At 66.9% G+C, this 23,697-nt stretch carries 19 protein-coding genes; 4 read left to right on the top strand and 15 right to left on the bottom strand.

The features are described 5' to 3' along the window. Positions 1 to 586 precede the first annotated feature (586 nt). On the top strand, positions 587 to 1,504 hold the full coding sequence (locus tag ASF09_RS18515; protein WP_156359431.1) for a DUF2971 domain-containing protein: 918 nt from the start codon (positions 587 to 589) through the stop codon (positions 1,502 to 1,504). 588 nt (positions 1,505 to 2,092) lie between these two features. On the opposite strand, the gene ASF09_RS18510 is transcribed toward ASF09_RS18515, so the two are convergent. The 8 genes from ASF09_RS18510 to ASF09_RS18475 all read right to left on the bottom strand — a co-directional run bounded on the left by ASF09_RS18510 (position 2,093) and on the right by ASF09_RS18475 (position 12,259). Next, on the bottom strand, positions 2,093 to 2,758 hold the full coding sequence (locus tag ASF09_RS18510) for a flagellar hook assembly protein FlgD (protein WP_056055603.1): 666 nt from the start codon (positions 2,756 to 2,758) through the stop codon (positions 2,093 to 2,095). A gap of 10 nt (positions 2,759 to 2,768) precedes the next feature. After that, positions 2,769 to 4,676: a flagellar hook-length control protein FliK gene (locus ASF09_RS18505; protein WP_060527522.1), complete on the bottom strand. Its 1,908-nt coding sequence runs from the start codon at positions 4,674 to 4,676 to the stop codon at positions 2,769 to 2,771. A 73-nt stretch (positions 4,677 to 4,749) separates the two neighbouring features. After that, positions 4,750 to 6,831, bottom strand: a complete 2,082-nt coding sequence (flhA, locus tag ASF09_RS18500; RefSeq protein ID WP_060527521.1) for a flagellar biosynthesis protein FlhA — start codon at positions 6,829 to 6,831, stop codon at positions 4,750 to 4,752. A gap of 71 nt (positions 6,832 to 6,902) precedes the next feature. Beyond that, complete coding sequence (locus tag ASF09_RS18495; RefSeq protein WP_235529889.1) at positions 6,903 to 8,195, bottom strand: sigma-54-dependent transcriptional regulator; 1,293 nt, start codon at positions 8,193 to 8,195, stop codon at positions 6,903 to 6,905. Next, entirely contained in the window at positions 8,192 to 8,563 is a 372-nt protein-coding gene (gene fliN, locus ASF09_RS18490) for a flagellar motor switch protein FliN (protein ID WP_231420814.1), read from the bottom strand. Before fliN ends, ASF09_RS18495 begins: the two co-directional genes overlap by 4 nt. Then, positions 8,560 to 10,098, bottom strand: coding sequence for a flagellar basal-body MS-ring/collar protein FliF (gene fliF, locus ASF09_RS18485; RefSeq protein WP_200912593.1), 1,539 nt, complete (start codon positions 10,096 to 10,098; stop codon positions 8,560 to 8,562). Before fliF ends, fliN begins: the two co-directional genes overlap by 4 nt. Positions 10,099 to 10,563: 465 nt before the next feature. Next, entirely contained in the window at positions 10,564 to 11,232 is a 669-nt protein-coding gene (locus ASF09_RS18480) for a FliH/SctL family protein (RefSeq protein ID WP_056055619.1), read from the bottom strand. 4 nt (positions 11,233 to 11,236) lie between these two features. Beyond that, positions 11,237 to 12,259 carry a flagellar motor switch protein FliG gene (locus ASF09_RS18475; RefSeq protein WP_056055622.1) on the bottom strand — a complete coding sequence of 341 codons (1,023 nt, stop codon included), beginning with the start codon at positions 12,257 to 12,259 and terminating at the stop codon, positions 11,237 to 11,239. 103 nt (positions 12,260 to 12,362) lie between these two features. Here ASF09_RS18475 and ASF09_RS18470 point away from each other — a divergent pair, with 103 nt between their 5' ends. Together ASF09_RS18470 and ASF09_RS18465 are read left to right on the top strand one after the other, a co-directional pair. Continuing rightward, on the top strand, positions 12,363 to 15,110 hold the full coding sequence (locus tag ASF09_RS18470) for a hypothetical protein (RefSeq protein ID WP_060527520.1): 2,748 nt from the start codon (positions 12,363 to 12,365) through the stop codon (positions 15,108 to 15,110). Positions 15,111 to 15,112: 2 nt separating this feature from the next. Then, a complete protein-coding gene (locus ASF09_RS18465; protein ID WP_060527519.1) occupies positions 15,113 to 15,544 on the top strand; it encodes a flagellar basal body protein in 432 nt (143 codons plus the stop codon). A gap of 371 nt (positions 15,545 to 15,915) precedes the next feature. Here ASF09_RS18465 and ASF09_RS18460 read toward each other — a convergent pair whose 3' ends face one another. The 7 genes from ASF09_RS18460 to ASF09_RS18430 all read right to left on the bottom strand — a co-directional run bounded on the left by ASF09_RS18460 (position 15,916) and on the right by ASF09_RS18430 (position 22,123). Then, complete coding sequence (locus tag ASF09_RS18460) at positions 15,916 to 17,091, bottom strand: helix-turn-helix domain-containing protein (protein ID WP_156359430.1); 1,176 nt, start codon at positions 17,089 to 17,091, stop codon at positions 15,916 to 15,918. 127 nt (positions 17,092 to 17,218) lie between these two features. After that, positions 17,219 to 17,734, bottom strand: coding sequence for a hypothetical protein (locus tag ASF09_RS18455; protein ID WP_060527517.1), 516 nt, complete (start codon positions 17,732 to 17,734; stop codon positions 17,219 to 17,221). Between the two features lie 125 nt (positions 17,735 to 17,859). Then, a complete protein-coding gene (locus tag ASF09_RS18450) occupies positions 17,860 to 18,747 on the bottom strand; it encodes an RNA polymerase subunit sigma-70 (RefSeq protein WP_056055638.1) in 888 nt (295 codons plus the stop codon). 113 nt (positions 18,748 to 18,860) lie between these two features. Next, positions 18,861 to 19,865, bottom strand: a complete 1,005-nt coding sequence (locus ASF09_RS18445; RefSeq protein ID WP_060527516.1) for a hypothetical protein — start codon at positions 19,863 to 19,865, stop codon at positions 18,861 to 18,863. Further along, a complete protein-coding gene (locus tag ASF09_RS18440) occupies positions 19,862 to 20,338 on the bottom strand; it encodes a hypothetical protein (RefSeq protein WP_060527515.1) in 477 nt (158 codons plus the stop codon). The genes ASF09_RS18445 and ASF09_RS18440 overlap by 4 nt, the downstream gene beginning before the upstream one ends. Next, positions 20,335 to 21,708, bottom strand: a complete 1,374-nt coding sequence (gene fliI / locus ASF09_RS18435) for a flagellar protein export ATPase FliI (RefSeq protein ID WP_060527543.1) — start codon at positions 21,706 to 21,708, stop codon at positions 20,335 to 20,337. The genes ASF09_RS18440 and fliI overlap by 4 nt, the downstream gene beginning before the upstream one ends. A gap of 10 nt (positions 21,709 to 21,718) precedes the next feature. Beyond that, positions 21,719 to 22,123 (bottom strand): flagellar biosynthesis repressor FlbT, encoded by a 405-nt coding sequence (locus ASF09_RS18430; protein ID WP_056056059.1) that lies wholly within the window; start codon positions 22,121 to 22,123, stop codon positions 21,719 to 21,721. A gap of 237 nt (positions 22,124 to 22,360) precedes the next feature. On the opposite strand from ASF09_RS18430, the gene ASF09_RS18425 reads away from it, so the two are divergent. Beyond that, positions 22,361 to 23,665 carry a flagellar hook protein FlgE gene (locus ASF09_RS18425; RefSeq protein ID WP_082444457.1) on the top strand — a complete coding sequence of 435 codons (1,305 nt, stop codon included), beginning with the start codon at positions 22,361 to 22,363 and terminating at the stop codon, positions 23,663 to 23,665. Positions 23,666 to 23,697: the final 32 nt, after the last annotated feature.

Below are 23,697 nucleotides of genomic sequence, written 5' to 3'. Positions count from 1 at the left end.
CGCACGCGCGAAGATCCAGCAGACGTTCGGCAAGGCACTGAGCCAGCCGAGCGCAGGCTATGCTTCGCCGGTCAAGCCGCTGCCGGCCGCGGCGATCCCCGCGCTGGTCCGTTCGGACGACGACTGGAACGAGTTCTGATCGACGCTTAGCCGCAAGGCTGAACAGGAAGCCCGCGTCCCCAACCAGGGACGCGGGCTTTCGTGTGTCTGCGGGCTTCGGGGCAGGCACCGCGATCGGCACGCCAAGTCGACCTGAAGAACGCCCGTTTAGGCTCCTCCGTCAGAGGGAAGTGGTCCTACAGGCAGCCCCAGGAGTGAACGGCACGGAGCCCTGGTTACGCGGTGCGCCCGTCGCTTACCGCCCGCTCCGTCAGGCTTCGCCCAGAAGACGACATTCGACACGGCTCGGGCACCTACCAGAACCGGTCATTTGTTCAGATGCTCGCTGACGATCGAAAATCGGCCGGGAGCAGACTGACGGGTTTTTGAGCGATATCCGCCGAGACGCCGATACCAGTTTGTCCAACGCTTGCATTTAACGTTGAACCAATGTTGGTTGGCGAAAGCGCCACGACGGGAAACGACATTGACGGACAATTCAGATCCCAAATTTGCTTTCACGTACGATCGTGTTTTGAGGCCGGCACCGGAAACCATCCTATATCACTATTGCAGTACCCCGACGCTGCTCTCGATCTTGGAGCACGGAAAGCTGCGGTTCAGCGATATCAACATGATGAACGATCCGCGCGAATGGAGATATTGCTACGAGCTGTTTGAGCGGGCAGCCAATGCAGTGCTCGAAATGGTCCCAGATCGCCCGGCGCTTGACGGACTTGATACAAGCTTTTTCGATCGTATCGATGACTATCTGTCGCCCAAGCAGCTTAAAAGTCATCCGGTGATCGCGTGCTTTTCGAGGCGACCAGATGTGCTCAGTCAGTGGCGCGGCTATGCCGATGATGCCAAAGGATGGTCGATCGGATTTCGTGGGCTAGCACTCGATGCCATGCCGGTCACGCTGCTCGAGGTCGTTTACGATCCCGAGCAACAAGTCACAGAGGTCAGTAATTTCCTAGCTGCTATGTACCTGACTTGGCGGGAAAAGGGCAGCGACTTCAAAGACGCCGTGGGGCAAGACGCCGCGTTGCTTGCCAGCCTCATCCACGGCTACAAACATCCATCGTTTGAGGAAGAGCAAGAAGTACGCGCGCTCCATGAATTGCGCGTCGACATCTCAGAGGACGGCTGGGGATTAATTGACGAGGGTGGCACGGCGAATGGCGAAGAGGTTGCGGGCGAAGCAGTAGGCTTCCGCGCCGCCGGATCGGCTGTTGTTGCTTACATTGATCTTCCGTTGCAGCGCGTTGCAGGAGTGGCGATCAGCGAGCTTTGGTTCGGCCCAAGCAATGACAACGGCCCGGGAAACGCGCTCTATCCCTTGACCCGCTACGGGCATCGCGGCGTCGATTTATTTTGGTCAGCCTCAAGCTATCGCGCCTAGCCCGCAGCGCGCTCCAAACCGGACATGCCGGTTTCCTCTCCAAAGCAGACCTAATTCGTCGTAAGGTTTTTGCCGCATTTCGAGCAGCGACGGCGAGGCCATGGATGGCTGATTCCGACGGAGCCAAGCCGCGTTGTGAACGGAGATGTGCCGCACTCGGGACACCGGAAAAGCCACAGGAACGCTGCGCCGTGCGCTAGCCACAGCGCCATTCCCGGCAGGGCTCCAATGAGACCCAAGGTCATGAACGGCCAAAACAGCCAAAGCGGCGAAGTAACGAACACGAGCATCGTCCACCCCGTGAACAGCCATGCTTTGTGGTAGAGCGTCATCGCCTGACCGTAAGTGATAGGGGGTTGGCAACCAATGGCTGCTTTCCCTCAATTTTCACCAAAAGCAGCCGGGCTGCTTCCCTTCCCAATCCGGTCATTTAGCTTACGCCTGCCATATCCTATGACGAGGGAGACTCTGGACGCCGCGATCGGTTTTCGAAAGGCTTGGCGTCGCGTGCGTTCGCAAAAACTGCGGACATGCAAAAGCCCCGGCGTGCGGGGCATGCCGGGGCTTTGACGGCCGGTCGGGTGGATCTCAGCTGGCGGTGAGGCGGATCAGCTTGTCCATCGGCAGTTGCGTGCCGTTGACGCCGAGCGTCACCGAGCCGCCGGCACCGCCGCCGACCACGTCCTGAACAAGGCCGGTGCTGGTGATGCCGACCGGCACCGCCTGGCCGTTCGCATCGATGCCGGTCAGCGACAGCGTGTAGGCGCCGTCCGACGCCTTCGATCCGTTCGCCAGTGTCCCGTCCCAGGCGACGCGGCCGGTCAGCCCGTCGGGCGCGATATCGCGCGTCGCGACGGTCTTGCCCGACGCGTCCGCGAACGTCGCGGTCAGCGTGGTGATCGCGCGGTCGGTCTTGTACCCCCATTGCGCCGGGCCGGTCGACGACAAGCCGGAGACGGGCGTATCGAATGATGCCTGCCGGCCGATGAAGCCCGAGGCCTGCGCCATGTTCTGTGTCGACAGCTGCGTGAGGATCTCCTGCAACGTCGAGGTCTGCTTCGTCGTCTGCTGAACCTGCGTGTATTGCGCGAGCTGTTGCGTGTATTCGGTCGAATCCATCGGCTTCAGCGGATCCTGGTTCTGCATCTGCGTCGTCAGCAGCTTCAGGAACAGGTTGAAGTCGGATGTCGCGCCCGAGACCGTGCCGTTCTTATCCTGCGCGGTCAGGGCGGTGCCGATCGTGGAAACTGTCATGCTGTCATCCTCAGGCCATCAGGTCGATGCGGCCGCGCGGATTGAGCGGTCGCCAAACGGGATCGATGTCGGCGCCGCCATCGGCGTCGGCGTCATCGGAATAATAGGGGCTGGCCGGCTGGTGCTGGCGGGGCTGGCCGTCGGCCGTGCCGTTGCCCCCGCTGCCCGTACCGCCACCGGTTCCGGCGCGCGTATCGAAGCGCAGGCTCTGCTGATCCGCGCGGACGCCGGCATCGCCGAGTGCACGGTTGAGATCCGCGCTGTCGCGGCGCAGCAGGTCGAGCGAGGCGGGATTGTCCGCCGAGACGACCGCGCGCAGGACGCCGTCGTCGTCGAAATGCATCCGCACCTCGATCCGACCCAGGTCGCGCGGGTCGAGCCGGACCGTCATCGCCTCGCCGCCGTCGGTGCGGACGTGACGCGCAATCGCGACGCCCATGTCGTGGCCCATCTGACCGGGGGTGGGCGTGACGGTAACGGTGGCCGTGGCGGGGGTCGGTGTCGACGCGGTGGCGAGCGGCTGGGCGGTTGTCGCGGTCGGTATGCCCTGGGCGTGCAGGGGCGTGACCGCGGACGGCATTGCCGGCGTGGTGTCCGCCTGCTGTCCGACGATCGGGGTACCGGCAGGTAGCGCGTCTGGTTTCGTCAGCGGCGCAAAGGGCGTGGCAGAGTCCGTGGGCTCCGCCTGCGTCAGCGTGCCGGCGTCGGGAGAGGCTGCGATCGAGCGGTGCGCGGTCCGGCCGGCACTTGACGATGGGGGCGTCGCATCGTCGTCGGAGCGGACGTTGGCGCTGACATGATGCGGCCCCGCCATCTGCGCCAAGGCGTCTGCCGGCGGCGTTACGAGGACGGCCGGGGGGGGCGTCGACACGTCGGGTGCCGGCGTCTTCTCTGCGGTGCCCAGGTTTTCGGCATTCGGTGCGGATGAGCGGGCGGCAGTTTCGTCCGGCTCCGTCTGCGTCACGCCGGCTTTCCCGGCGCGTGTCGTTGTGACGGGGCGTCCCGCGATCGTAACGATAGCAGCAGGGACTGCCGCCGTTGGAGCTGGCGTCGTTGCAGCATTGGCGGGCGACGCTGGGGTGGGGACCGGAACCAGCGCGATCGCGGGCGAAGGCTGTGTCGTCGACGGCAGCGTGCGATCAGCCACGGTCTCGTCGTCGGAGGCTGGCGTGTCCTTGACCGCGCCGCGCACCGAAGTCGACGGTGCCGTCGCTGGCGCGATCGGACTCGATTTCGGGGACGGCGGCGAAGCGGTTTTCGACGTCGCTATCGCGGTCGTCGAAGCCGGTCCGGGCGCGAGCTTAGCGGCGGGAGAAGGCGAGGTTGCGTCGCCGGTACCCTCACCCATCGGCGTGGACGGCTTAGCGTCGGCGTTGATTGGCGTCGTTGTTGCGGGCAGCGCGGTCTGCGGTGGTCGATTGCCGATAGTTGCCGCCGCGAGGTCGACGAGTGCAAGTTTGGCGGTCGGCGCAGGCGTAGCGATTGCGGGCGACACGGCTATGTCCGTCGACTCCGTCTTCGGGTCACCCGGTACAGAGGCCACGCCTTGTGTATTCGAAGCGGCCGTTGCCGGGCTGGGCGGGGCAGGGGCCGACAGCGCGCCGAGGGTCGACATCGCGGGCATAGCGGTCGCGAGCCCGTAGGTGTTGGCGATCAGTCGCGGGGCGGGGGGCGACGACGCCGTCGCCGTCTGTGCCAGCACTATCGGTGCGCCACCCGATCGGGCGGCGGCGAAGGGCAGCTGTAGCGTCGCGTCTGGTGTCGTCGCGACACGCGATCCTTGTCCCGTCTTCGTTGGGCCGAACCCCGTTCCGGCGAGTGCCGCGTCGAAGCCTGCGCCGGGCGACGTCGCCGGCCGCTGACCGGCCACCGCGACGGCGTCGAGACCTGGCAACAGGGAGAAGCTCGGCGGGGTCATGCGTATCCTCGACGCGGTGATCGGCGTATCATCGTCTTATTATAGGCGGTTCTCGGACTGTCGGGCGCGGCGGTCACCCGACCACCCCGAGCGAGCGGATGCGGGCTCTCGCGTGGACTTCGTTCTGCGAAAGGACGACGGTGGCGGGGCGGACGCGTTCGATGATCGAGCGGACGAACGGCCGGATCGCCGGATTGGTCAGCAGGCACGGGATCTCGCCCTCGGTCGCGAGCCGGTCGAAGGTCTCGCGGATCGCGGCGAGGAACGCGTGCAGGCTCGACGGCGCCATCGCCAGATGCCGGTCGTCGCCTTGCCCGACCAGGCTTTCGGCGAACGCCTCGTCCCATTCGCCCGACAGCGTGACGATCGGGATCGCTCCTTCGCGTGTCTGCTGCGCGGAGATCTGGCGCGCCAGCCGGCCGCGGACATGCTCGGTCATCTGGGTGATGTTGGCAGTCAACGGTGCCGCCTCGGCGATGCCCTCGAGGATCGTCGGGACGTCGCGGATCGAGATGCCCTCGGCAAGCAGGTTCTGGAGGATGCGCTGCACCCCCGACACGCTGATCTTGGCGGGCACGATATCGGCGACGAGCTTTTCCGACTCCTTGTGGACTTCGTTGAGCAGCTTCTGCGTCTCGGTATAGCTCAGCAGGTCGGCGATATTGTCCTTCACCAGCTCGGTCAGGTGGGTGGTGATGATGGTGCCGCAATCGACCACGGTCAGGCCGCGCATCCCCGCCTCGTCGCGCAGCTCGCGGTCGATCCACAGCGCAGGCAGGCCGAACACGGGTTCGCGCGTCGCTTCGCCGGGCAGCGACAGCGAGTCTTGCGGCGGATTGATCACGAGCAGGCGGTCGAGCCGGATCTCGCCGCGCGCGGCCTCGGTCTCCTTGATGTGGACGACGTATTCGTTCGGCTTCAGCGCCATGTTGTCGAGGATCCGCACCGACGGCAGCACGAAGCCGAAATCGACCGCCATCTGCCGGCGCAGCGCGCGGACCTGGTCGTCGAGCCGGGGCTCGCGGCGTTCGTCGTTGATGATCGGCAGCAGCGCATAGCCGATCTCGATCCGTACCGCGTCGATCGCCAGCGTGCGCGAGATCGGTTCCTCGTCGGGCATCGCGTCCGCGTCCGCCGCGGCCTTGTCCATGCGATCCTGCACCACGCGCGTGCGCGCATCGCGATCGAGCTTGTAGGCTGCCCAGCCACAGGCCGCCGAGAATATCGCGAACGGGATGAACGGCAGGCCGGGGATGATCGCCAGCATCCCCATCATCACCGAGACCATCCCGAACGCCTTCGGATAGCGGCCGAGCTGGTCGCCGAGCGCGGCACCGGTCTTGCCCGCGACGCCGCCCTTCGAGACCAGCAGGCCGGCCGCGATCGAGACGATCAGCGCGGGGATCTGGCTGACGAGGCCATCGCCCACCGTCAGCAGCGTATAGGTGTGGAACGCCTCGCCGAACGGCACGCCGTGGACCGCGACGCCCATGATCAGCCCGACGAAGACGTTGATCGCGGTGATCAGCAACGCCGCGACCGCATCGCCCTTCACGAACTTCGACGCACCATCCATCGCGCCGTAGAATCCGCTTTCGGCTTCGACTTCGGCGCGGCGTTCCTTGGCCTGGCGTTCGTCGATCGTGCCGGCATTGAGGTCGGCGTCGATCGCCATCTGCTTGCCGGGCATCGCGTCGAGGCTGAAGCGCGCGGCGACTTCGGCAATACGCCCGGCGCCCTTGGTGATGACGACGAAATTGATGACGATCAGGATCGCGAAGATGGTGAGGCCGATCACGGTCTCGCCGCCGATCAGGAATTCGCCGAACGCCGCGATCACGCCGCCGGCAGCATGCGATCCCTCATGGCCATGCGCCAGGATCAGCCGCGTCGAGGCGAGGTTGAGCCCGAGCCGGAGCATGGTCGAGATCAGCAGGATCGTCGGGAACGCCGACAGCTGGAGCGGTTTGTCGATGAACAGCGCGGTCATCAGGATCATCACCGACAGGGTGATCGACAGCGCCAAGCCGAGATCGAGCATCCAGCCGGGCATCGGCAGGATCAGCATGCCGATGATCGCGATCACCCCGACCGCGAGCGCCATGTCGCGATTGGCGCCGATGCGCTGCAGGAAATTGGCGATGACTGGCGGCATGGCGATGCGGGTCCGGATCAGATGAGGAGGGAGGCAGGGGGCAGGTAGCGGGCCGGATCAGGTGGTGCCGATCAGGTGGCGGGGATGATCGCGATCCCCGCTTCGACGAAGCTCTTCAGCTTGTTGCGCATCGTCCGGACCGAGATGCCGAGGATTCCCGACGCGGAGGTACGGTTGCCGCGACAGCGTTCGAGCGTCTTGAGGATCAGCGCGCGTTCGACATCCTCGACGGTGTGACCGACGAGGCGGTCGACGCCGGGCGTCGCCTCGTCGGTGGTGCGTGCCAGCCGCGTGCCGTCGGCGAGCACCAGATCGTCGGGACCGACCACCGGGCCGCGCGCGAGCACGGTGGCGCGGTGGACGACATCCTCGAGTTCCTGGACGTTGCACGGCCAGCTGTGGCGCGCGAGCAGGGCGAGCGCGGAGTCGGCGATCGGGCGGACCGCGATCTGTTCCACGCGGGCGGCCTGCTCCGCGAAATGCGCTGCCAGGGCGGGGATATCGCTGACCCGGTCGCGCAGCGGCGGCAGCGCGATCCGCACCGTCCCGAGCCGCGCGGCAAGGTCTGCATGGACCGTCCCGGCGGCGGCGGACACCGCCAGATCGGCGTGCGCGGAGGTGATGATTCGGGTGTCCGCATAGCCCGAGGCGAGCGCGTGCGCGAGCCGGGTCTGCGTGTCGAGCGGCAGGCGATCGACCTCGCGCAAGAACAGCGTGCCGCCGCGTGCCTCGTCGAGCTTGCCCCGCCGCGGCGGCAGGGCGCCACCGGCGGCGCGGCCAAACAGTTCGGCCTCGATCGCGGTCGGCGTGCCGTGCGCGGCATCGACGATCAGGAACCGACCGGTGCGTCCCGAGATGGCGTGGATCGAGCGCGCGAGCATCGTCCGCCCGGTCTTGGGTTCCCCGACGATCGACAAGGCGATCCGGCTCGGTGCGATCGACCAGGCATAGCCGACTGCACGGACGAAGCTCGGGTCCTTGCCGATCAGCGTGCCCGGTGGTGCGGCCGCCGCGTTGGTGAGGATCGCGGCGATCAGCGCGTGGTCGGGTGGCAGCGAAACGTAGTCGCGGGCACCCGCCCGGATCGCAGCCACCGCCTGCTCGGCCTGGACGTCGATCCCGCAGGCGATCACCGGCATCACGAACGCCTCGATGCGGAGGCTGGTGATGAACCCGGCGACATCGGCGGCGACGTCGATCATCACCAGCCCGACGCTGGTCTCGCGCAGGATCGCCAGCGCCGTATCGATATCGTCCGCGATCGAGACGGTCGCACCGTTGTCGCGCGCCATCTGCGCGGCGACCTTCAGCACCGCATCCGCACCGATCAACAGCAGATGGGGGTCGTCGCCGGTGCGGATCACGCGCGATTTTCCTGCTGGAGGATTTCGGTCAGCGTGATGCCGAGCATGTTGTCGATCAGCACCACTTCGCCGCGGGCGATCAGGCGATCGTTGACGAAGATGTCGACCGGCTCGCCGACGCGACGATCGAGTTCGACGACCATCCCGGCCTTCAGCTTGAGCAGGTCGCCGATCAGCATCTTCGATCGGCCGAGGACGGCGTGAACCTTGACCGGCACGTCGAAGACCGCCTGGAGATCGGCATTGCCGGACATCGCCGCGGCGGCGACATCGGCGGGGTCGTCGAACTCCTCGAGGAACGCGACGGGCACGATGTCGTCGGGGTCGGTAAGATGCGGCACGGGGTTGGTCATCTGCGTATCCATCATGCGTTCATCCATTGGCGAATTACGGCGGCGGCTTCGGGCGGGGCCGCGGTGATCGCGTCACCGACCCGGCGAAGCGCGCCGAATTTGACTTGGCCATCGACCTGCGCGAGCGCGATTTCCTCATCGAGCGCGGGGCCGTTGGCTTCGAGCAGCGGGCGCTGGACCCCGCCCGGCACGGCGCCGGACTGGTCGGGCAGCGCGGCCAGCTCCGCGGTCTGCGCGGTGAGCAGGCGCTCCGCCGCGGTGCCGGTTTCGCCGTTCGCCTGCGGCCGGATCATCCGGAGCGCGACCAGCCCGACCCCGGCGATGAGCAACAGCTTGCCCAGCATCCAGAGCTGATCGACGGGCAGCCGTGACAGGAAGCCGGAGTCGGTATCCTTGAGGCTGTCGTCGGCGGCGAACGCCATGCTTTCGATCACGACGCTGTCGCCGCGGGCGGTGTCCGCGCCGACTGCATTCTCGACCAGCCGCGTCAGCCGCTGGATCTGCGCCGCGGGCAGTCCCTTGGCGCCGCCATCGACCATCACCGCGACCGACAGCCGCTTGATCCGGCCGGGCGCGCGGTCGACGACACTGTGCGTCTTGCTGTTGTCGTAGGTCGTATCCTCCGACGTCTCGTCATGCGCTTCGCTGCGGTTGGTCCCGGTGCCGCCGGCCTGGGGCTGCGCGTCGGGGAGCTGCCGGGCGATGCTGGCGCCTTGCGGGGCGGCCTGCGTGTCGGCGTTCTGATCCTTGCCGGAGACCGACACCTGATGCGCGATCACCTGCTTGTCTGGATCGAAGACGTTGGATTCTTCCTGCGTGCGATCGCGGTCGATCTCGGCGGAGACTTCGGCGCGAACCTTGCCCTGGCCGACGATCGGCGCGAGCATCGCCTCGATCTCGTCGCGCATGCCGGATTCGACGGTCGCCTGGCGTTCGTCGATGTCGCTCGATCCCATCGTTCCGGCGTCGCCCGCGCGGGCGAGCAACGCGCCGGTCTGATCGACGATCGAAACGGCTTCGGGCGACAGGTCGGGCACCGAGGACGAGACGAGGTAGCGGATCGACTGGACCGCTTCGGCACCGAGCCGGCCCTTGGTCTTGACGGTGACCGCGGCGCTCGCCTTGGTGGTCTGGGTCGCGAACATCGCGCGATCGGGCATGACGATGTGGACGCGGGCGCGGGAGATGCTTTGCAGCGTCTCCACCGACTTCGCCAGTTCGCCTTCGATCGCGCGCGTCTCGTTCATCTTGGCGCGGCTCGCGGAGACGCCGAACGGCTCCTCCTCGTCGAGCACGTCGTAGCCGATCTTGCCGCCCAGCTTCTCGCCGGCCATGCCCATCCGCAGTTCGGCGAGCTTGTCCTCGGGCGCCATGATCGAGGTCCCGTCGGCCGACAGCTGGAAGGCGACGTTCTGCGCCTTCAGCTTTTCGGCGATCGACTGTGCCGCGCTCGGGTCGAGGTCGGTGTAGAGAAACCCCATTGTCGAGTCGCCGCCGCGCGTTGCAACCACCGCGAGAACGGCGAGCAGCGCAGCAGCGATTCCTCCCATCAGGAGCAGGCGCTGGCGACCGATCTGCCCCAACACTGTCCGTATCTGATCCAAGCGAAACCCCATTCGAAACGGCAGCAATGCCTGATTTCATTATAGGAGAGACGCGAGGCGGCAGTTCTTGCCGGGCGGAAACTTTTGCCGACCGGTGATCGGGCGGTCTGACGTGGCGTCGTCAGGCCGGGCGGTGCGATGATTCGTCATTCCCGCGCAGGCGGGAACCCATACTGGCAGGCTTGCGAGCATGATCGCCAAGACTTGAGCATATGGGTCCCCGCCTCCGCGGGGATGACGAGGACGTTCTGCGACGGATCTACCCACAGACGCTGATTTCGATCCTCCCCCGCCAGGGGGAGGTGGCTGGCGCTTGCCAGACGGAGGGGGAGGACAGGGAAACCTCTGTTCCGTGTCCTCCCCCTCCGACACCTTCGGTGCCACCTCCCCCTGGCGGGGGAGGATGCAGGATTAACCGTCGACGCGTTCCAGGACCGGACCGAGCGCCGCTTCGACGGCGGCGATGCGTGTTGCGGCTTCGAGGACGACGCCGCCGCGGTCCCAGTGGATGTGCGCGTCGCCGATCGCCAGCGCGGCATCGGCGTGGACGGTCAGCGCGAGATGGCGGCGGTCGCCGTTCTGGCGGATCGCCACGAGGCGTTCGATCTCGGGGACCAGATCGGGTGCGACGGCGACACCGATCTCCTGTCCGCGCGCGACCTGTTGCAGCGCGCGGCCGATCGCCGCGTCGATCGCGCCGCCGGGATATTCGACGAGCGCGCGACCGGCGAGCAGCTCCGCGGCGACGATCGCGACCGATGCCGCCTCGCGTGCGGCCTCCTGTGCCACGCTTTCGAGCTCCGCCTCGACCGTCTCGATCGTCGCATGGAGCGCGTCGACCGCGGCGAGCAGCGCGGTATCGCGATCGGACTGCGCCTGGGCGAGGCCTGCGTCGAACCCGTCCGCCCGGGCGACCGCGACGTGGCGGTCGCAATCGGCACGGGCGAGCGCGAGTTCGGCCTCCAGCGTCGCGATCATCAGCTGGAGATCCTCGGTCTCCGCATGCGCGGTACGGAGCGGGACGGCGGTTTCGAACACGCGATCGAACGCGAACGGGCGGATGTGAAAGGCTGCGTCCATGGTCTCAGACGATCATCGCATCGTTGCTCTTCGGATCGACCAGCAGGATATCGCCGCTGTCGGCGAGCTGCTTGGCGAGCCGGACGAGCGCGGTCTGCGCCTCCTCGCAATCGCGCGCGCGGACCGGGCCCATCGCGGCCATGTCCTCGCGCATCAGCTTGGCCGAGCGCTCCGTCATCGTCCCGAGGAACAGCCGGCGGATTTCGTCGGTGGCCCCCTTGAGCGCGAGCGCCATCTGTCGCTTGTCGGCCTGACGGACGATCACCGCGGCAGCCTGCGGGACCAGCCCGCCGAGATCCTCGAACGTGAACATCAGCGCGCGGATCCGCTCGGCGGACTCGGGCGCGTGTTCGTCGAGCGCATAGAGCATCGCCTCTTCGGTCGACCGGTCCATCGCGTTGAACACCTCGGCCATCGCCTCGTGCGGATCGTGGCGTTGCGCGCGCGACAGGTTGTTCATGAACTCGCTGCGCAGCGTCTGCTCGACCTGAAGCAGCACGTCCTTCTGGACGGTCTCCATCCGCAGCATCCGCTGGATGACCTCGGTGGCGATGTCCTGGGGCAATTGCGCGAGTACGCCGGCGGCGTTTTCCGGCTTCAGCTTCGACAGGATGACCGCGACGGTCTGCGGATATTCGTTCTTAAGATAGCGCGCGAGCACCGACTCGCTGACGTTGGACAGCTTGTCCCACATCGTCCGGCCCGCGGGGCCACGGATGTCTTCCATGATCTCGCGGACGCGGTCGGTCGGCAACACACCGTCGAGCAGGCGTTCGGCGGTCTCGTACGAGCCGTGCAGCGCGTTCATGCTGGTGACTTCGCCGGTGAAGCTGACGAGCAGATGCTCGGCGACATGCGACGGCACGCGACCCAGCTGGGCGATCGCCGACGACAGGTCCTTGACCTCCTCGACCGACAATTGATCCCAGATCGGTGCGCCATGCTCCTTGCCGAGGGTCAGCATCAGCGCGGCGGCGCGCTCGATGCCGGAATAGCGCTTGAGTTCGGGCGGTTCGGCCAGCGTCATGGTCCGCGTGTGCTCCAAAAGATCGCGTCGGGAACCGGCCCGTACGCTTCCCCCCTATTATAGGAGAGAGCGATCGATCCGGACGGCGCTCGAAGAGGAAGACATGAGCAATTTCTCGAATGGCCTGATCGGTCTCAGCGTGTTGACGGGCAGCGATGCCTTCTCGGCCTTTGCCGCGTCCAATGCGGCGACGCCGATCGAAACCAAGGCGCAGCGCAAGGCGAAGGCGGCGTTCACCACGCCCGTGACGACGCCGCCCTGGAAGCAGAAGGCCTCGACGCTCAGCGACTCCTCGCAGGTGTCGCTGATCAAGAGCATGAAGACGATCATCGACAAGGCGAGCAGCAGCAGCGCCACCGTGCCCGGCGACGTGCAGACGACCTTCGTGGCGTACAAGGCGCTCGATCGCCTGCGCCTGCTCGCCGAAAGCGCGGCCAAGGACACCACCGCGTCGAGCGAACGCACCAATTTGGAAAAGGCGTTCGCCAAGGGGTTGGCGGATCTCAAGACCTATCTGGGATCGGCGCCGTCGGACAAGATGGACCTGTCGTTCGGCAGCCTCGCACGGCAAGCGCAGACCGTCGGCGTCAAGGCGGCGTCATCGCTGAGCACCGCGACGATCGTCGGCACCGGCGTCAACGACACGCGCACCGCGCCGCTGGCGGGCATGACCGGCAAGGAAATCCTGCGTATCGACCTGTCGCAGCCGGGCGTCTCGGACAGCGTCACGGTCGATCTGTCGGGGACGCCGCAGCCGCCGACGCTCGACAGCGTCGCCGATGCGATCAACGCGAAGATCGCCGCAGTGCCAAAGCGCGATGCGAGCGGCAATGCGGTGCTCGACGACACCGGCAACCCGGTGCCGCGCTGGCCCTCGGTCAAGTTCGTCCCCGCCAAGACCGGCGAAAAATGGACGCTGTCGCTCGAGCGTGCCGGCTTCGAGACGGTGTCGATCGACCAGGTCGGCGCGAGCGATGCGCTGATGGTCGCGAGCGGCGTCACCGAACCCGATACGCCGACCAATACGCGCATATCGCGGTTCGACGATCTGACGACCGACCCGACGCGCAAGACGCTCGGCACGATCAGCGCGGTCGATCGGGCGGCGACCGCGCGGCAGGAGGTCGTCGCTTCGACCGATACGACCGGCAAGGCGAAGGCGACGACGATCTCGGCTGCAGCCAATGCACAGGCGATCGCGACCGACGCGAACGGGTTCAGCTACGTCGTCGGCACGACCGCGGGCGATATCGGCGGAAATCTGTCGCACGGTGCCGACGATCTGTTCCTGACCAAGGTCGACAGCGAAGGCAGCGTCGTCTGGCAACGCAATCTGGGCGCGGCCGGCTCGGCGCAGGGCGCGGCGGTGACGATCGCTCCCGATGGCGGAATCGTCGTGGCGGGGACCGTGACGGGCGGGTTCGACGGCGCCAACAGCGACGGCGACATGATGGTCGCGCGCTATGACGCGTCGGGCGGCGAGACGTTCTCGACCCTGGTCCGCTCGCTCGGCGCGCAATCCGCGACGGCGGTGGCGGTCGGCGCGGATGGCGCGATCTATATCGGCGGTCAGACCGAGGCGAACGGCGGCGATGCGTATCTCGCGCGGCTGGACGCGACCGGCACGCTGAAGGAGACCCGCACGATCGGGGGAGCCGGTGCGGACACGGTCAAGGCGCTGGCGATCTCGGGCGACGGACAGGTGCTCGCGCTGACCAGCGAAAGTGGTCAGGCGACCCTCCACAAACTCGACGCCGGATCGCTGGCTACCGATATCGCGACGCTTGGGCTCGGGCGGGCGGATGCGCGCGCGATCGCGGTCGCGGCGGATGGCACGATCGCAGTCGGTGGCGCGACCGATGCAGCGCTGTCGGGCACGCAGGCGAACGCCACCGGCGCAGGCCGCGATGGCTTCGTCGCCCGGATCGACGCAGGGTTGTCGGGCGCGGCGATCACCTATGTCGCGACCGCTGGCGAGGACCAGGTCGACAGCGTCGCGTTCCTCGGCGGTGAAATCTATGCGGGCGGCCGCACCAATGGGACGCTGGGTACGGCCAAGACCGGGACCACCGACGGCTTCGTCGCGCGGATCGACGCATCGACCGGCGCGATCGGGACGACCAGCCAGTTTGGCGTGATCGGCGCCAAGACCGAATCGGTGCGCGTGTCGGCGATCGCCGGTGGCGACACCGTACTCGGCGCGATCGGCTTGCACCGGGGCACGTTGACGCCGAGCGATTCGGTGACGCTGGAGGCGCAGACCAGCCTGCGCGCCGGGGACGAGTTCTCCGTGCGGATCAACGGCGGCGCGCTGCGCAAGATCGTGATCGGCGACGACGATACGCTGTCTACGCTCGCCGACCGGGTCCGGCAGCTCGTCGGGACGAAGGTCGCGAGCGTCACCACGCCGCTGAAAGGCGTGGGTCGCAATCTCCGTATCGACCTGAAGCCCGGCAACGAGATCGAATTCGTCGCAGGGTCGGCGGGCAAGGACGCGCTCGCCAAGCTCGGTCTCGACGCGCGGCGGATCTCGAGCCCGGCGTCGATTCCGGACGATGCGCCGAAAGTCAGGCCCGGCGGTGCGTTCGCGCTGGGGCTGAACGAGGCGCTCCGGCTCGATACGAAGACCGAGGCGGCCAACGCGCTGTCGCGGATCACGCAGGCGATCTCGTTCGCGCAGTCCGCGTATCGATCGCTCTATTGGGACGATACCAAGGCGTTGCTCGCGGACACCGGCGTGTCGAACGGGCGCAAGCCGGGCTCGACCGCGATCGAGCAGGCGCAACTCGGCAATTATCAAGCCGCGCTGACCCGGTTGTCGGGCGGTTCGTCAAGCTACACGGGATTCTAGACATGGGCGTTCCCTCGATCCTCGCCGGCATCACGCGCGAGATGAAGCATCTGGCGGACCGGCAGCGCGTCATCGCGCAGAACATCGCCAATTCGGAGACACCTGGCTTCAAGGCGCGCGACGTCGCGGCGCCCGATTTCTCCGAACTGCTCGCGCAGCAGACCGGCGGGCGCAGCGGCAGCCCGAGCGTCGCGCGTCCGCGCGTGATGCTGACCGGGGCGATGAGCGCGCTGGGTGCGCGCGCGCCTCGAGGTAGCGGGGGGATCCAGCTCGATCACGACGTCAGCGAAACCAAGCCCGACGGCAACAACGTGACGGTCGAGGATCAACTGCTGAAGATGGGGCAGATCCAGGCCGACTTTACGGCGATGACCAATCTCTACCGCAAGCAGCAGTCGCTCCTGAAGACCGCACTGGGCCGTAGCGGCGGCTGAACTGCACGAGATTTAATCTGGAGCCATGGGACTCGCTGCATTTCGTCATGCCGGCCCTTCGGCTACGCTCAGGAGAGCTCGTTCCGGGATCCTTGGTTCCGCGAATCTGTAGATTTTGGTTTGCGAAACGGCGGACCACGGAACGAGTCGACATTTATCCCCCTCCGATATGGGACATCTCGTCATCCCCGCGGAGGCGGGGACCCAGATGCTCAAACGGTCGCAATCATGCTGCAAGGTTTGCCAGTATGGCTTCCCGCCTGCGCGGGAATGACTGATGCATGGTCCAAGAGGCTAACCGCCGCATACGTCTAGGGTGAAGGAGCGGTATCGAGCTGTAGCGCGCTCGAAACGATGAGCCCCGATCCGTCCTAGACGTGATACGCCGCGATCACCGCGACGGCATCGGCGGGGGCGAGCGTGTCGAGCGCGACCGAGTCCGCCGGATCGAGGCCGTGCGCGGTCATCGCACCCCTCGGATCCAGCGAGACCGCCATCAGGCGGTGGCCTTCGCCCGATTTGACGAGTGCGATTCCGCCAGCTTGCGGATAGCGGTCCGGATCGACGATCACCGTCGCGTGTCCGGGCAGTCCGCTGCCGAGCGGGGCGCGGCCGACGCGGAGGCCGAACGCACGCGGCCCGGCGAAACTGGGCAACTCGACGGTGGCGCCGGTCGGCTGCATCGCGATCGCGCCGTCGGGCAGCGGCACGCCGTAGACCGTCGCGAGCCGGACCGAGGCGCCGACCGTCTGACCAGATGGCAATGCACTCCGGACGCTGGCCGGCGCGACAGGCGCGGAAATGCGTTCGGCGTGGGCAAGCTCCTGACGGAGCGCGGCGATGCGTTGCCGGGTCCGTGCCCTGCGATCCTCAGGGTCGCCGATCTCGTGCAGGAACTGGTCGAGCGCACCGCAGGCGTGCATCTGGTCGAGATGCGCGCGCAACGCGGTCTCGTCGGCGACGTGGAAGAACCGGCACAGCGAGGCGATTGTCGGTGCGCCCCAGCGAAGCAGGCCCTTCTGCGCGTTTTCGAGCCGCGACAGGATGACCGGCGCGATCCCGAAGTCGGAATCGATGACTGCGGGCGATAGCGTCGGGTCGCCGGCGCGCGTGGCGCGGATCGCCGCGGCCAGCGCGACCGCGGTCTCCGCTTCGCGCTGGTCGTCGAGCACCGCCGTATCGGCGAACGGGGCAAACCAGGTTTCGAGGTCGAACTGCGGCGATTGCACGTCGATCAGCAGATCTTCGGGCTCGACGTCCAGCGTTCCCGCGATCCGGACGAGTTCGATGGCGCGCGGGAAAACCTCGCCACGCTCGATCTTCGACAGGCGGATATACGGGATTTCGGGGATCGACCCTGCAAAGGCGAGGAGCTTGGGATGGCCGCGCTTCAGGCGATGGTCGCGCACACGATTGGGAAATACGACCGAACGATAGCGGTCGGCGACGATAACGCTTCCGCCGGTTCCGCCATGCGCCAGGACATCGGCAGCCAACGGCTTCGAATGCCCCTTACGCGGCCGATCCTGCCGAGTGAGGACGGTCACTCACGCTGCTCCACTGTTCAATTCCCCTATACGTCATCTTCCTATCAAGAATTACGGATCGATGACAACGGAAACGCAGCGGTATAGGATGTATCAAAGCGGGATATCGGACCGGTCGAGTGTCGGATCAGTTGAGTGGGGCGTAAAGACGGTCGGCGGCCATCAGCGTCCAGATGCTGTCGGGTGCTGGCGGAATGATGGCGACGGCCGTACCGCGCCGATCCGCGGCGGCGATCAGCGCGCTTGCGTCGCGCGGTGGCCGCCCCGTCATCAGGACCACGCCCGTTCCGTCGGTGACGATACAGGAGAAGGCGGCGCCGTGGCGTGCTGTCCGGATCGCGGCCAGTCGAGCGAACAATACGATGGAGGCTCGCTCGAGCGTGGCTACAGCGGGACCGAGAAGATGATCCGGGCGAGCGCATCGCGGATCGCGGTAGGGGACGAGGGTCTCGTCCCATAATGTGAGGACAAGCGCGCCCTCGCTGGTGTGGGCCGGTAGTGCCAGCGTCAACAGGACCGCACCCTGGCACTGCATCAATCCCGATCCGATCAACGCAATATCGCGGGCGGCACGGATCAGCCGTTCGTCGATGTCGGATGGACTGTCGATGGCCAGCAAATCCGTCATATCGTGCACCGGCATCTAAACCTCCCGTAAACCTTGTTCTATTTTAGGAGGGTTTAGGATGCCTGTGGCGCGGACGACACAAACTATCTTGGGCATGCCGAAAAAGCGTGGCCGGCGCGCTGTCGCCGGCCAGCGTCAGATTACAGCGCGACCGACCCGATAGATTCGCGGCGGGGGCGTGCTGGAACGGGCGTCGACAGTGCTGCGGCGAACCGTGGCGTGCGATCCGCCATTTCGGCGATCGCCGCGGTGGCGCGCTTGGCGACCTGGCGAGTCCGCTCGCGGACCGCCTCGTCGTCGATCCGGGCGTCCTGCTCGGCATCCTCGGACAGGCGGCGTTCGATCGCCTCGCGGTGGAGCGCGATCTTGGCCTCCAGTGCGGCGAGGTCCGAAGGATCGATCGGATGGACGGACGAGCGCAGGCGCGGCCCGGCGATCTCGCGTGCACGCTCCGGAGTCGCCTTGCGGGCGCGACGTGCGAGCTGATCGGTGCCGACGTCGCGCAGGTGATCGACGTAATCCTCGATCAGCTTGGTCCGCGTGAGCGTCGCCATGTGCGCGGATGCGCCCGACTCCGTCAGCTCCACCGCATTTTCGTCCATGATCATCGTCTCGAGCGTCATGTCCTCGCCATCGGCGTTCGACATCACGGCATGGAGCGACACGGTCGCGGCCGAGACCTTCTTCGCCGAGGGGCGCTGATCGGTCATCAGGCGGAAGCGGAGGCCCTGGAGCTCACCGCGGAGCTGCCAGTTCACGAAGGTCGTGAACTGCGCCTTGGTCGGGTCATAGCCCTGGATCGCACGGTGCACGCCGATCGCGCAGCACTGCTCGGCGTCCTCCCAATGCGAGACCAGCCCGTATTGGCGGATGAAGTGGCGGATGCGCGGGGCGATGAGCTTCAGGATCCCGGCAAACGCGCGGTCGCCATACACGCGCTGGCGGTTGGTCATCGCTGCGCCATCGGCCGGTGTGTTTTCGATAACGATTGCGACGGCGGCCTCTAGCGCGGCGGTGATCTTAGACATTGGTAGTCCCCAAACCTCGGTCGCTACAGCGCTTCCGAACAATCTCCTTTTGGGGTCAATTAGTTAACATCCTGTATCTCCCATATAGGATGTAATTGGATTGTACGGAATCGTCAGCCGGAAATGTTTGCGAACTGCTGCGGACGGATTTTGCGGTCCATGAAATCGAGCAGCCAGTTGCGATGCGCGACCGTGGCGTCGCCGGTCGAGGCGATTCGACGACTGCTGTCGCCGGCGCCGATCTGGGCATTGAGCAGCGTGTGCGCGCGCGATTCGGACAGCCCGCCATCGCGGACGAACCGCACCGCGTCGCCCAGTCCGAGATGGTGGCCGAGATAGGCGAGGCGTGCGGTTGCACCGACCTCGCCGTGCGCCGAAACGCCTGCACGATCGAGCCCGTCGAGATTGCGCCGGGCGAAGTCGGCGATGCCGTTGATCGCCGCGGTCGGATCGTAGCGCAGCGACAGCACCGTCGCCCGTGCGCTCGCGAGCACCTTGCCGTTGTCGCCGAGCAAGCCATTGGCGCGCGCGAATCCGTTCAGCCAGGTTCCGCCGGTTTCGGCCATGCCTTCCCAGGTCCGGCTGAGGAATTGACCGAGGCCGGCGGCGCTCGATCGTGGATTGCGCGAATAGGTCTGCCAGGTTCCGTCGCGCGCCTTGCCGGCTTCGGCGTCGACGATCGCGGCCAGTGCCGCTGCCGGAATACCGGTGCGCGCCGCTGCGGCCTGCAAGGTCGGCGCGTGCCGGGCATTGCGCCCGAGTCCGTCCACGGCAGCCACCCCCGTATGCGGGGCCGAATCGATTGCAGGACGATGGAGAGCGGGACCCAGGTCGGCCGTTGCAAAGCGGGCGCGAACCTCCGCGGTCCCGGCGACCGGATCTGGCGTCGTCGCAGGAACCTTGGCTTCCGGCATCAGCAGCGCGATCAGCGAATCGAGCGAGGTCGGCGACGATGCGTCGCGTGCGGTCACCGAGGCGGAGTCGTCGTGCGATCCGCTCCCCGATCCGCCGAGCGCGGCCTGCCAGAGATGCTTCGCCATCTCGGCTTGTGCTGCACCATAGATGATCGCGGCCCGGCGATCGCGCGGGACGCTCGCCAGACCTGTCGGATCGATCACGGCGTGGGCATCTTGCTGGTCGGAGCGAGTCGGGCGTTCGCGACATGGGCCGCAAATCTGCGGCCGCGCCGTGACGCGCGACGGGCCGCGGTGAGGTCGTCGAGCATCGCCTGTTCGGCGGCGGCGAGACTGCGGGCCTCGGCCTCGCGGTGCGCGCCGACGGCACCTTCGATCGCGGTGCGCGAGCCATAGACTTCGACCGCCTTGCGACGCAGCGACTCGAGATGCAGGTGCGCGGCGGCACGGTGCTCGGCGAGCTGGCGACGATGGTCGCGGGCGCGGACGAAGTAGCGATCGGTGGTCAGGCGGGGTTCGCCGAACGCGACGAGACCTTCGCGGATCATCGCGTTTTCGACCGCGATATGCGCTTTTTCGATCCGCTCGAGCTCGTCGATCGCAAGGCCGATCGCGGCCCGAACCGCGTCGAGCTTGCGTTCGACGACGCGCAACGCGGTATCGTAAGGCGTCGTCATGCTGCCATCTCCAGCGTGGGTTCAGGGCGCGCGTCCGCCGTCGCTGCAGGCTCGACCGCCAGCAACTCGGCCAGGATCGCGAAGGTCTGTGCGGCGTTCGCCTGATCCTGCTTGCCCTGGGTCAGCAGTGCCTCGATCTGCGGCGCGAGGCGGATCGCCTCGTCGACTTCGGGGCTCGACCCAGGCTTGTACGCGCCCAGCCGGACCATCTCCTCCATGTCGCCATAGGTCGACAGGATGCGGCGCGCGGCGAGGCGGATGTCGTTCTCTTCGGGCGTGTGGCAGCGCGGCAAGGTGCGCGACACCGACTTGAGCAGGTCGATCGCCGGATAGCGGCCGCGCTCGGCGATTTTCCGCGTGATCACGACATGGCCGTCGAGGATACCGCGCACCGCATCCGCCACCGGTTCGTTGTGATCGTCGCCATCGACGAGGACGGTGAACAGACCCGTGATCGTACCCTGACCCGGAAGACCCGGACCCGCGCGTTCGAGCAACCGCGGCAGTTCGGCAAAGACGGTCGGGGTATAGCCCTTGGTCGCGGGCGGTTCGCCCGAGGCCAGACCGATCTCGCGCTGCGCCATCGCGAACCGCGTGACCGAATCCATCAGGCACAACACCTTGAGACCCTGGTCGCGGAAATGCTCGGCGATCGCGAGCGTCGTCCAGGCGGCTTGGCGGCGCATCAGCGCGGGCTCGTCCGAGGTCGCGACGACCACCACGCTGCGCGCGAGACCCGCAGGCCCGAGATCGTCCTCGACGAATTCCTGGACCTCGCGGCCGCGCTCGCCGATCAGCCCGATCACCGCGACGTCGCAGTCGGTCCAGCGTGCCAGCATCGACAGCAACACCGATTTGCCGACGCCCGACCCGGCGAACAACCCGAGCCGCTGGCCTTCGCAGAGCGGCGCGAAGACATCGAGCGCACGCACGCCGGTCTCGACCTTGGCACCGACGCGCGCACGCCCGGCGGCGGGCGGGGGCGTCGCGCGGATCGGCCGCGGTACCAGCCCGGTGGGCAACCCGCCCTTGCCGTCGACCGGGCGGCCGAGGCCATCGACCATCCGGCCGAGCCACGCGGCGCAGGGGCGGATCGCGAACTCACCTGCCGCGACGACCGCGCGGGCGCCCGCCGCGACACCCTGCGGGTCGCCGAACGGCAGGCACAGCGCGCGGCCATTCTCGAGCCCGGTGACTTCGGCATCGATCGTGCCGGTGCGGATGGCGATGCGGATCCGCGAGCCGATCTGCGCGGCGTTGCCAAGCCCGTCGACTTCGATCAGCGCCCCGCGTGCAGCCACGACGGTGCCGTAGCGCTCGTCGAACGGCATCTCCGCCAGGGTGGCGGTCGCCGCCGCAAGGACCTGCATCGTCCGCATCTCAGGCGGCGCGGCCGGCGAGACGATCGAACGCCGCGGTCTCGTAGTCGATCAGCCGGCGGCAGATGCCGAGCGCGCGATAATATTCGGCGGTGGCGACGCAGTGCGCGAATTCGAGGCACAGCATGCGCGCCGCGGCGGTTTCGAACGCCGACAGCAGTTCACCGAGCAGCACGACGATGCGATCCTGATGCGCGTCGCGTGCCGTATCGTCGATATAGGCCATCATACAGGCGAGGTAGAGCCGCCGGGCGGGCGTGGTCGCCTCGTCCGGCGCCATGATCTCGCGACCGCGGAGCAGCGCGACCTGGTTCTCGACGATCAGCTCCACGCGACCGTTGGCGCGCAGCACTGCGCCGTTGACGATCATCTTTTCCCCGTCCCGCAAGGTTATCCGCAACGTCATCCAACCACCCTTCATGTGTCTGGATCGTTATAGGATGGATTAACGAAGTCCGGTCGCGACCCGGCAAGATTTGCCGCCTTGCGAGCCAGGGGCACGTCCCCGCGATGCTGCGTCGCCGGCATCTTCACGAAACCCGCGCGCTCCCGACCGGCGATGCGTGGACGCCCCTATAAAGTGACGAGAAGGGGCGCGTATCCGCCCACCCTGTCGTCGATGTCCGCTTGGAGACGTATTCGCATGAGCCTGTATTCAGCCCTGTTTTCCGGCGTGTCCGGCCTGTCCGCCGAAGCCAGCGCGATGGCCGCGGTCGCGGACAACATCACCAACGTGAACACGGTCGGCTACAAGGCCGTCGAAACCCAGTTCAGCACGCTCGTCGGCGACGGCCGCGCCTCGAACAGCTACACCGCGGGCGGCGTGACCGCGCAGCCCAAGGCGCTGATCTCGAATCAGGGCCTGTTGCAGGCGTCGAGCAACTCGACCGATCTCGGCATCGAGGGGCAGGGCTTCTTCATCACGCGGTCGAGCAGCGACGCGAAAAGCGGCGTGTCGCTGACCCGGTCGGGCTCGTTCTCGCCGGACAAGGACGGCTTCCTCAAGAACACGTCGGGTCAGTATCTGCAGGGCTGGCGGCTCGATACGAAGGGTGCCTACGTCAACACGGGCAGCGTCAATGCGCTCGAACCGATCCGCGTCAGCGATCTGACCGGCACCGCCGCCGCGACCAGCAAGATCCAGATGCGGGCGAATTTCCAGTCGACCACGGCAGCCTATACGGGCGCCTATACCGCGGGCGACATGGCCAACGGCACGGTGGCGGAACCGAGCTTCTCGCGATCGGTCGACGTCTACGACCAGCAGGGCGGCGCCCACCGTGTCGCGCTGAGTGCGATCAAGACCGGCCCGAACAGCTGGAAGGCTGAAATCTACGCGCAGCCCGCAACCGACGTGACCGCGGCAAACGGCCTGCTCGCCAGCGGCGACATCAAGTTCAACGCCGACGGCAGCCTCGACCGGGCGAACAGTTCGCCGGCGCTGTTTTCGTCGGTCACGCCGACCTGGACGAACGCGGCGGGCGCCGATCCGATCGCGCTGTCGCTGGGCACCGACGGCAAGGTCGACGGGCTGACCCAGTTCGGCACCGAGTCTTCGTTGGTATCCTCGTCGGTCGATGGCGGCATCCTCGGCAACGTGGCGTCGGTGTCGGTGTCGAACCAGGGTGTCGTCAGCGCGACCTTCGACGACGGCCGCACGCGGGCGATCTTCCAGCTGCCGGTCGCAACGGTGCCCAATCCGAACGGCCTGACGCGCATCAGCGGCAACGGCTATAGCGCCTCCAGCGTGTCGGGCGCCTATGCGATCAACGCACCGGGGTCGCTCGGCGCGGGCAACATCAAGGGCTTCGCTCTGGAGGCCTCGACCGCCGACCTGGCGCAGGAGTTCACCAACATGATCCGCTTCCAGCGTGCCTACAGCGCGTCGTCGAAGATCATCACGACGGTCGACGACATGCTCCAGGAAGCAAGCAACCTGAAGCGATAAGCCCGACTAGCACCCGGCTCAACAAAGGTACT

This window comes from Sphingomonas sp. Leaf242 (genome assembly GCF_001422045.1).
Taxonomy (GTDB): Bacteria; Pseudomonadota; Alphaproteobacteria; order Sphingomonadales; family Sphingomonadaceae; genus Sphingomonas.
The sequence above is the reverse complement of the archived record's forward strand: the minus strand, read 5'-3'. Positions and strand labels throughout refer to the sequence as shown.

Excerpts from the sequence above, each read along its gene's own strand:
- ASF09_RS18510 (WP_056055603.1), bottom strand. The coding sequence starts at position 2,758 with ATGACAGTTTCCACGATCGGCACCGCCCTGACCGCGCAGGATAAGAAC.
- ASF09_RS18505 (WP_060527522.1), bottom strand. The coding sequence starts at position 4,676 with ATGACCCCGCCGAGCTTCTCCCTGTTGCCAGGTCTCGACGCCGTCGCG.
- flhA (WP_060527521.1), bottom strand. The coding sequence starts at position 6,831 with ATGCCGCCAGTCATCGCCAATTTCCTGCAGCGCATCGGCGCCAATCGC.
- fliN (WP_231420814.1), bottom strand. The coding sequence starts at position 8,563 with ATGATGGATACGCAGATGACCAACCCCGTGCCGCATCTTACCGACCCC.
- fliF (WP_200912593.1), bottom strand. The coding sequence starts at position 10,098 with ATGGGAGGAATCGCTGCTGCGCTGCTCGCCGTTCTCGCGGTGGTTGCA.
- ASF09_RS18480 (WP_056055619.1), bottom strand. The coding sequence starts at position 11,232 with ATGGACGCAGCCTTTCACATCCGCCCGTTCGCGTTCGATCGCGTGTTC.
- ASF09_RS18475 (WP_056055622.1), bottom strand. The coding sequence starts at position 12,259 with ATGACGCTGGCCGAACCGCCCGAACTCAAGCGCTATTCCGGCATCGAG.
- ASF09_RS18470 (WP_060527520.1), top strand. The coding sequence starts at position 12,363 with ATGAGCAATTTCTCGAATGGCCTGATCGGTCTCAGCGTGTTGACGGGC.
- ASF09_RS18465 (WP_060527519.1), top strand. The coding sequence starts at position 15,113 with ATGGGCGTTCCCTCGATCCTCGCCGGCATCACGCGCGAGATGAAGCAT.
- ASF09_RS18455 (WP_060527517.1), bottom strand. The coding sequence starts at position 17,734 with ATGCCGGTGCACGATATGACGGATTTGCTGGCCATCGACAGTCCATCC.
- ASF09_RS18450 (WP_056055638.1), bottom strand. The coding sequence starts at position 18,747 with ATGTCTAAGATCACCGCCGCGCTAGAGGCCGCCGTCGCAATCGTTATC.
- ASF09_RS18440 (WP_060527515.1), bottom strand. The coding sequence starts at position 20,338 with ATGACGACGCCTTACGATACCGCGTTGCGCGTCGTCGAACGCAAGCTC.
- fliI (WP_060527543.1), bottom strand. The coding sequence starts at position 21,708 with ATGCAGGTCCTTGCGGCGGCGACCGCCACCCTGGCGGAGATGCCGTTC.
- ASF09_RS18430 (WP_056056059.1), bottom strand. The coding sequence starts at position 22,123 with ATGACGTTGCGGATAACCTTGCGGGACGGGGAAAAGATGATCGTCAAC.
- ASF09_RS18425 (WP_082444457.1), top strand. The coding sequence starts at position 22,361 with ATGAGCCTGTATTCAGCCCTGTTTTCCGGCGTGTCCGGCCTGTCCGCC.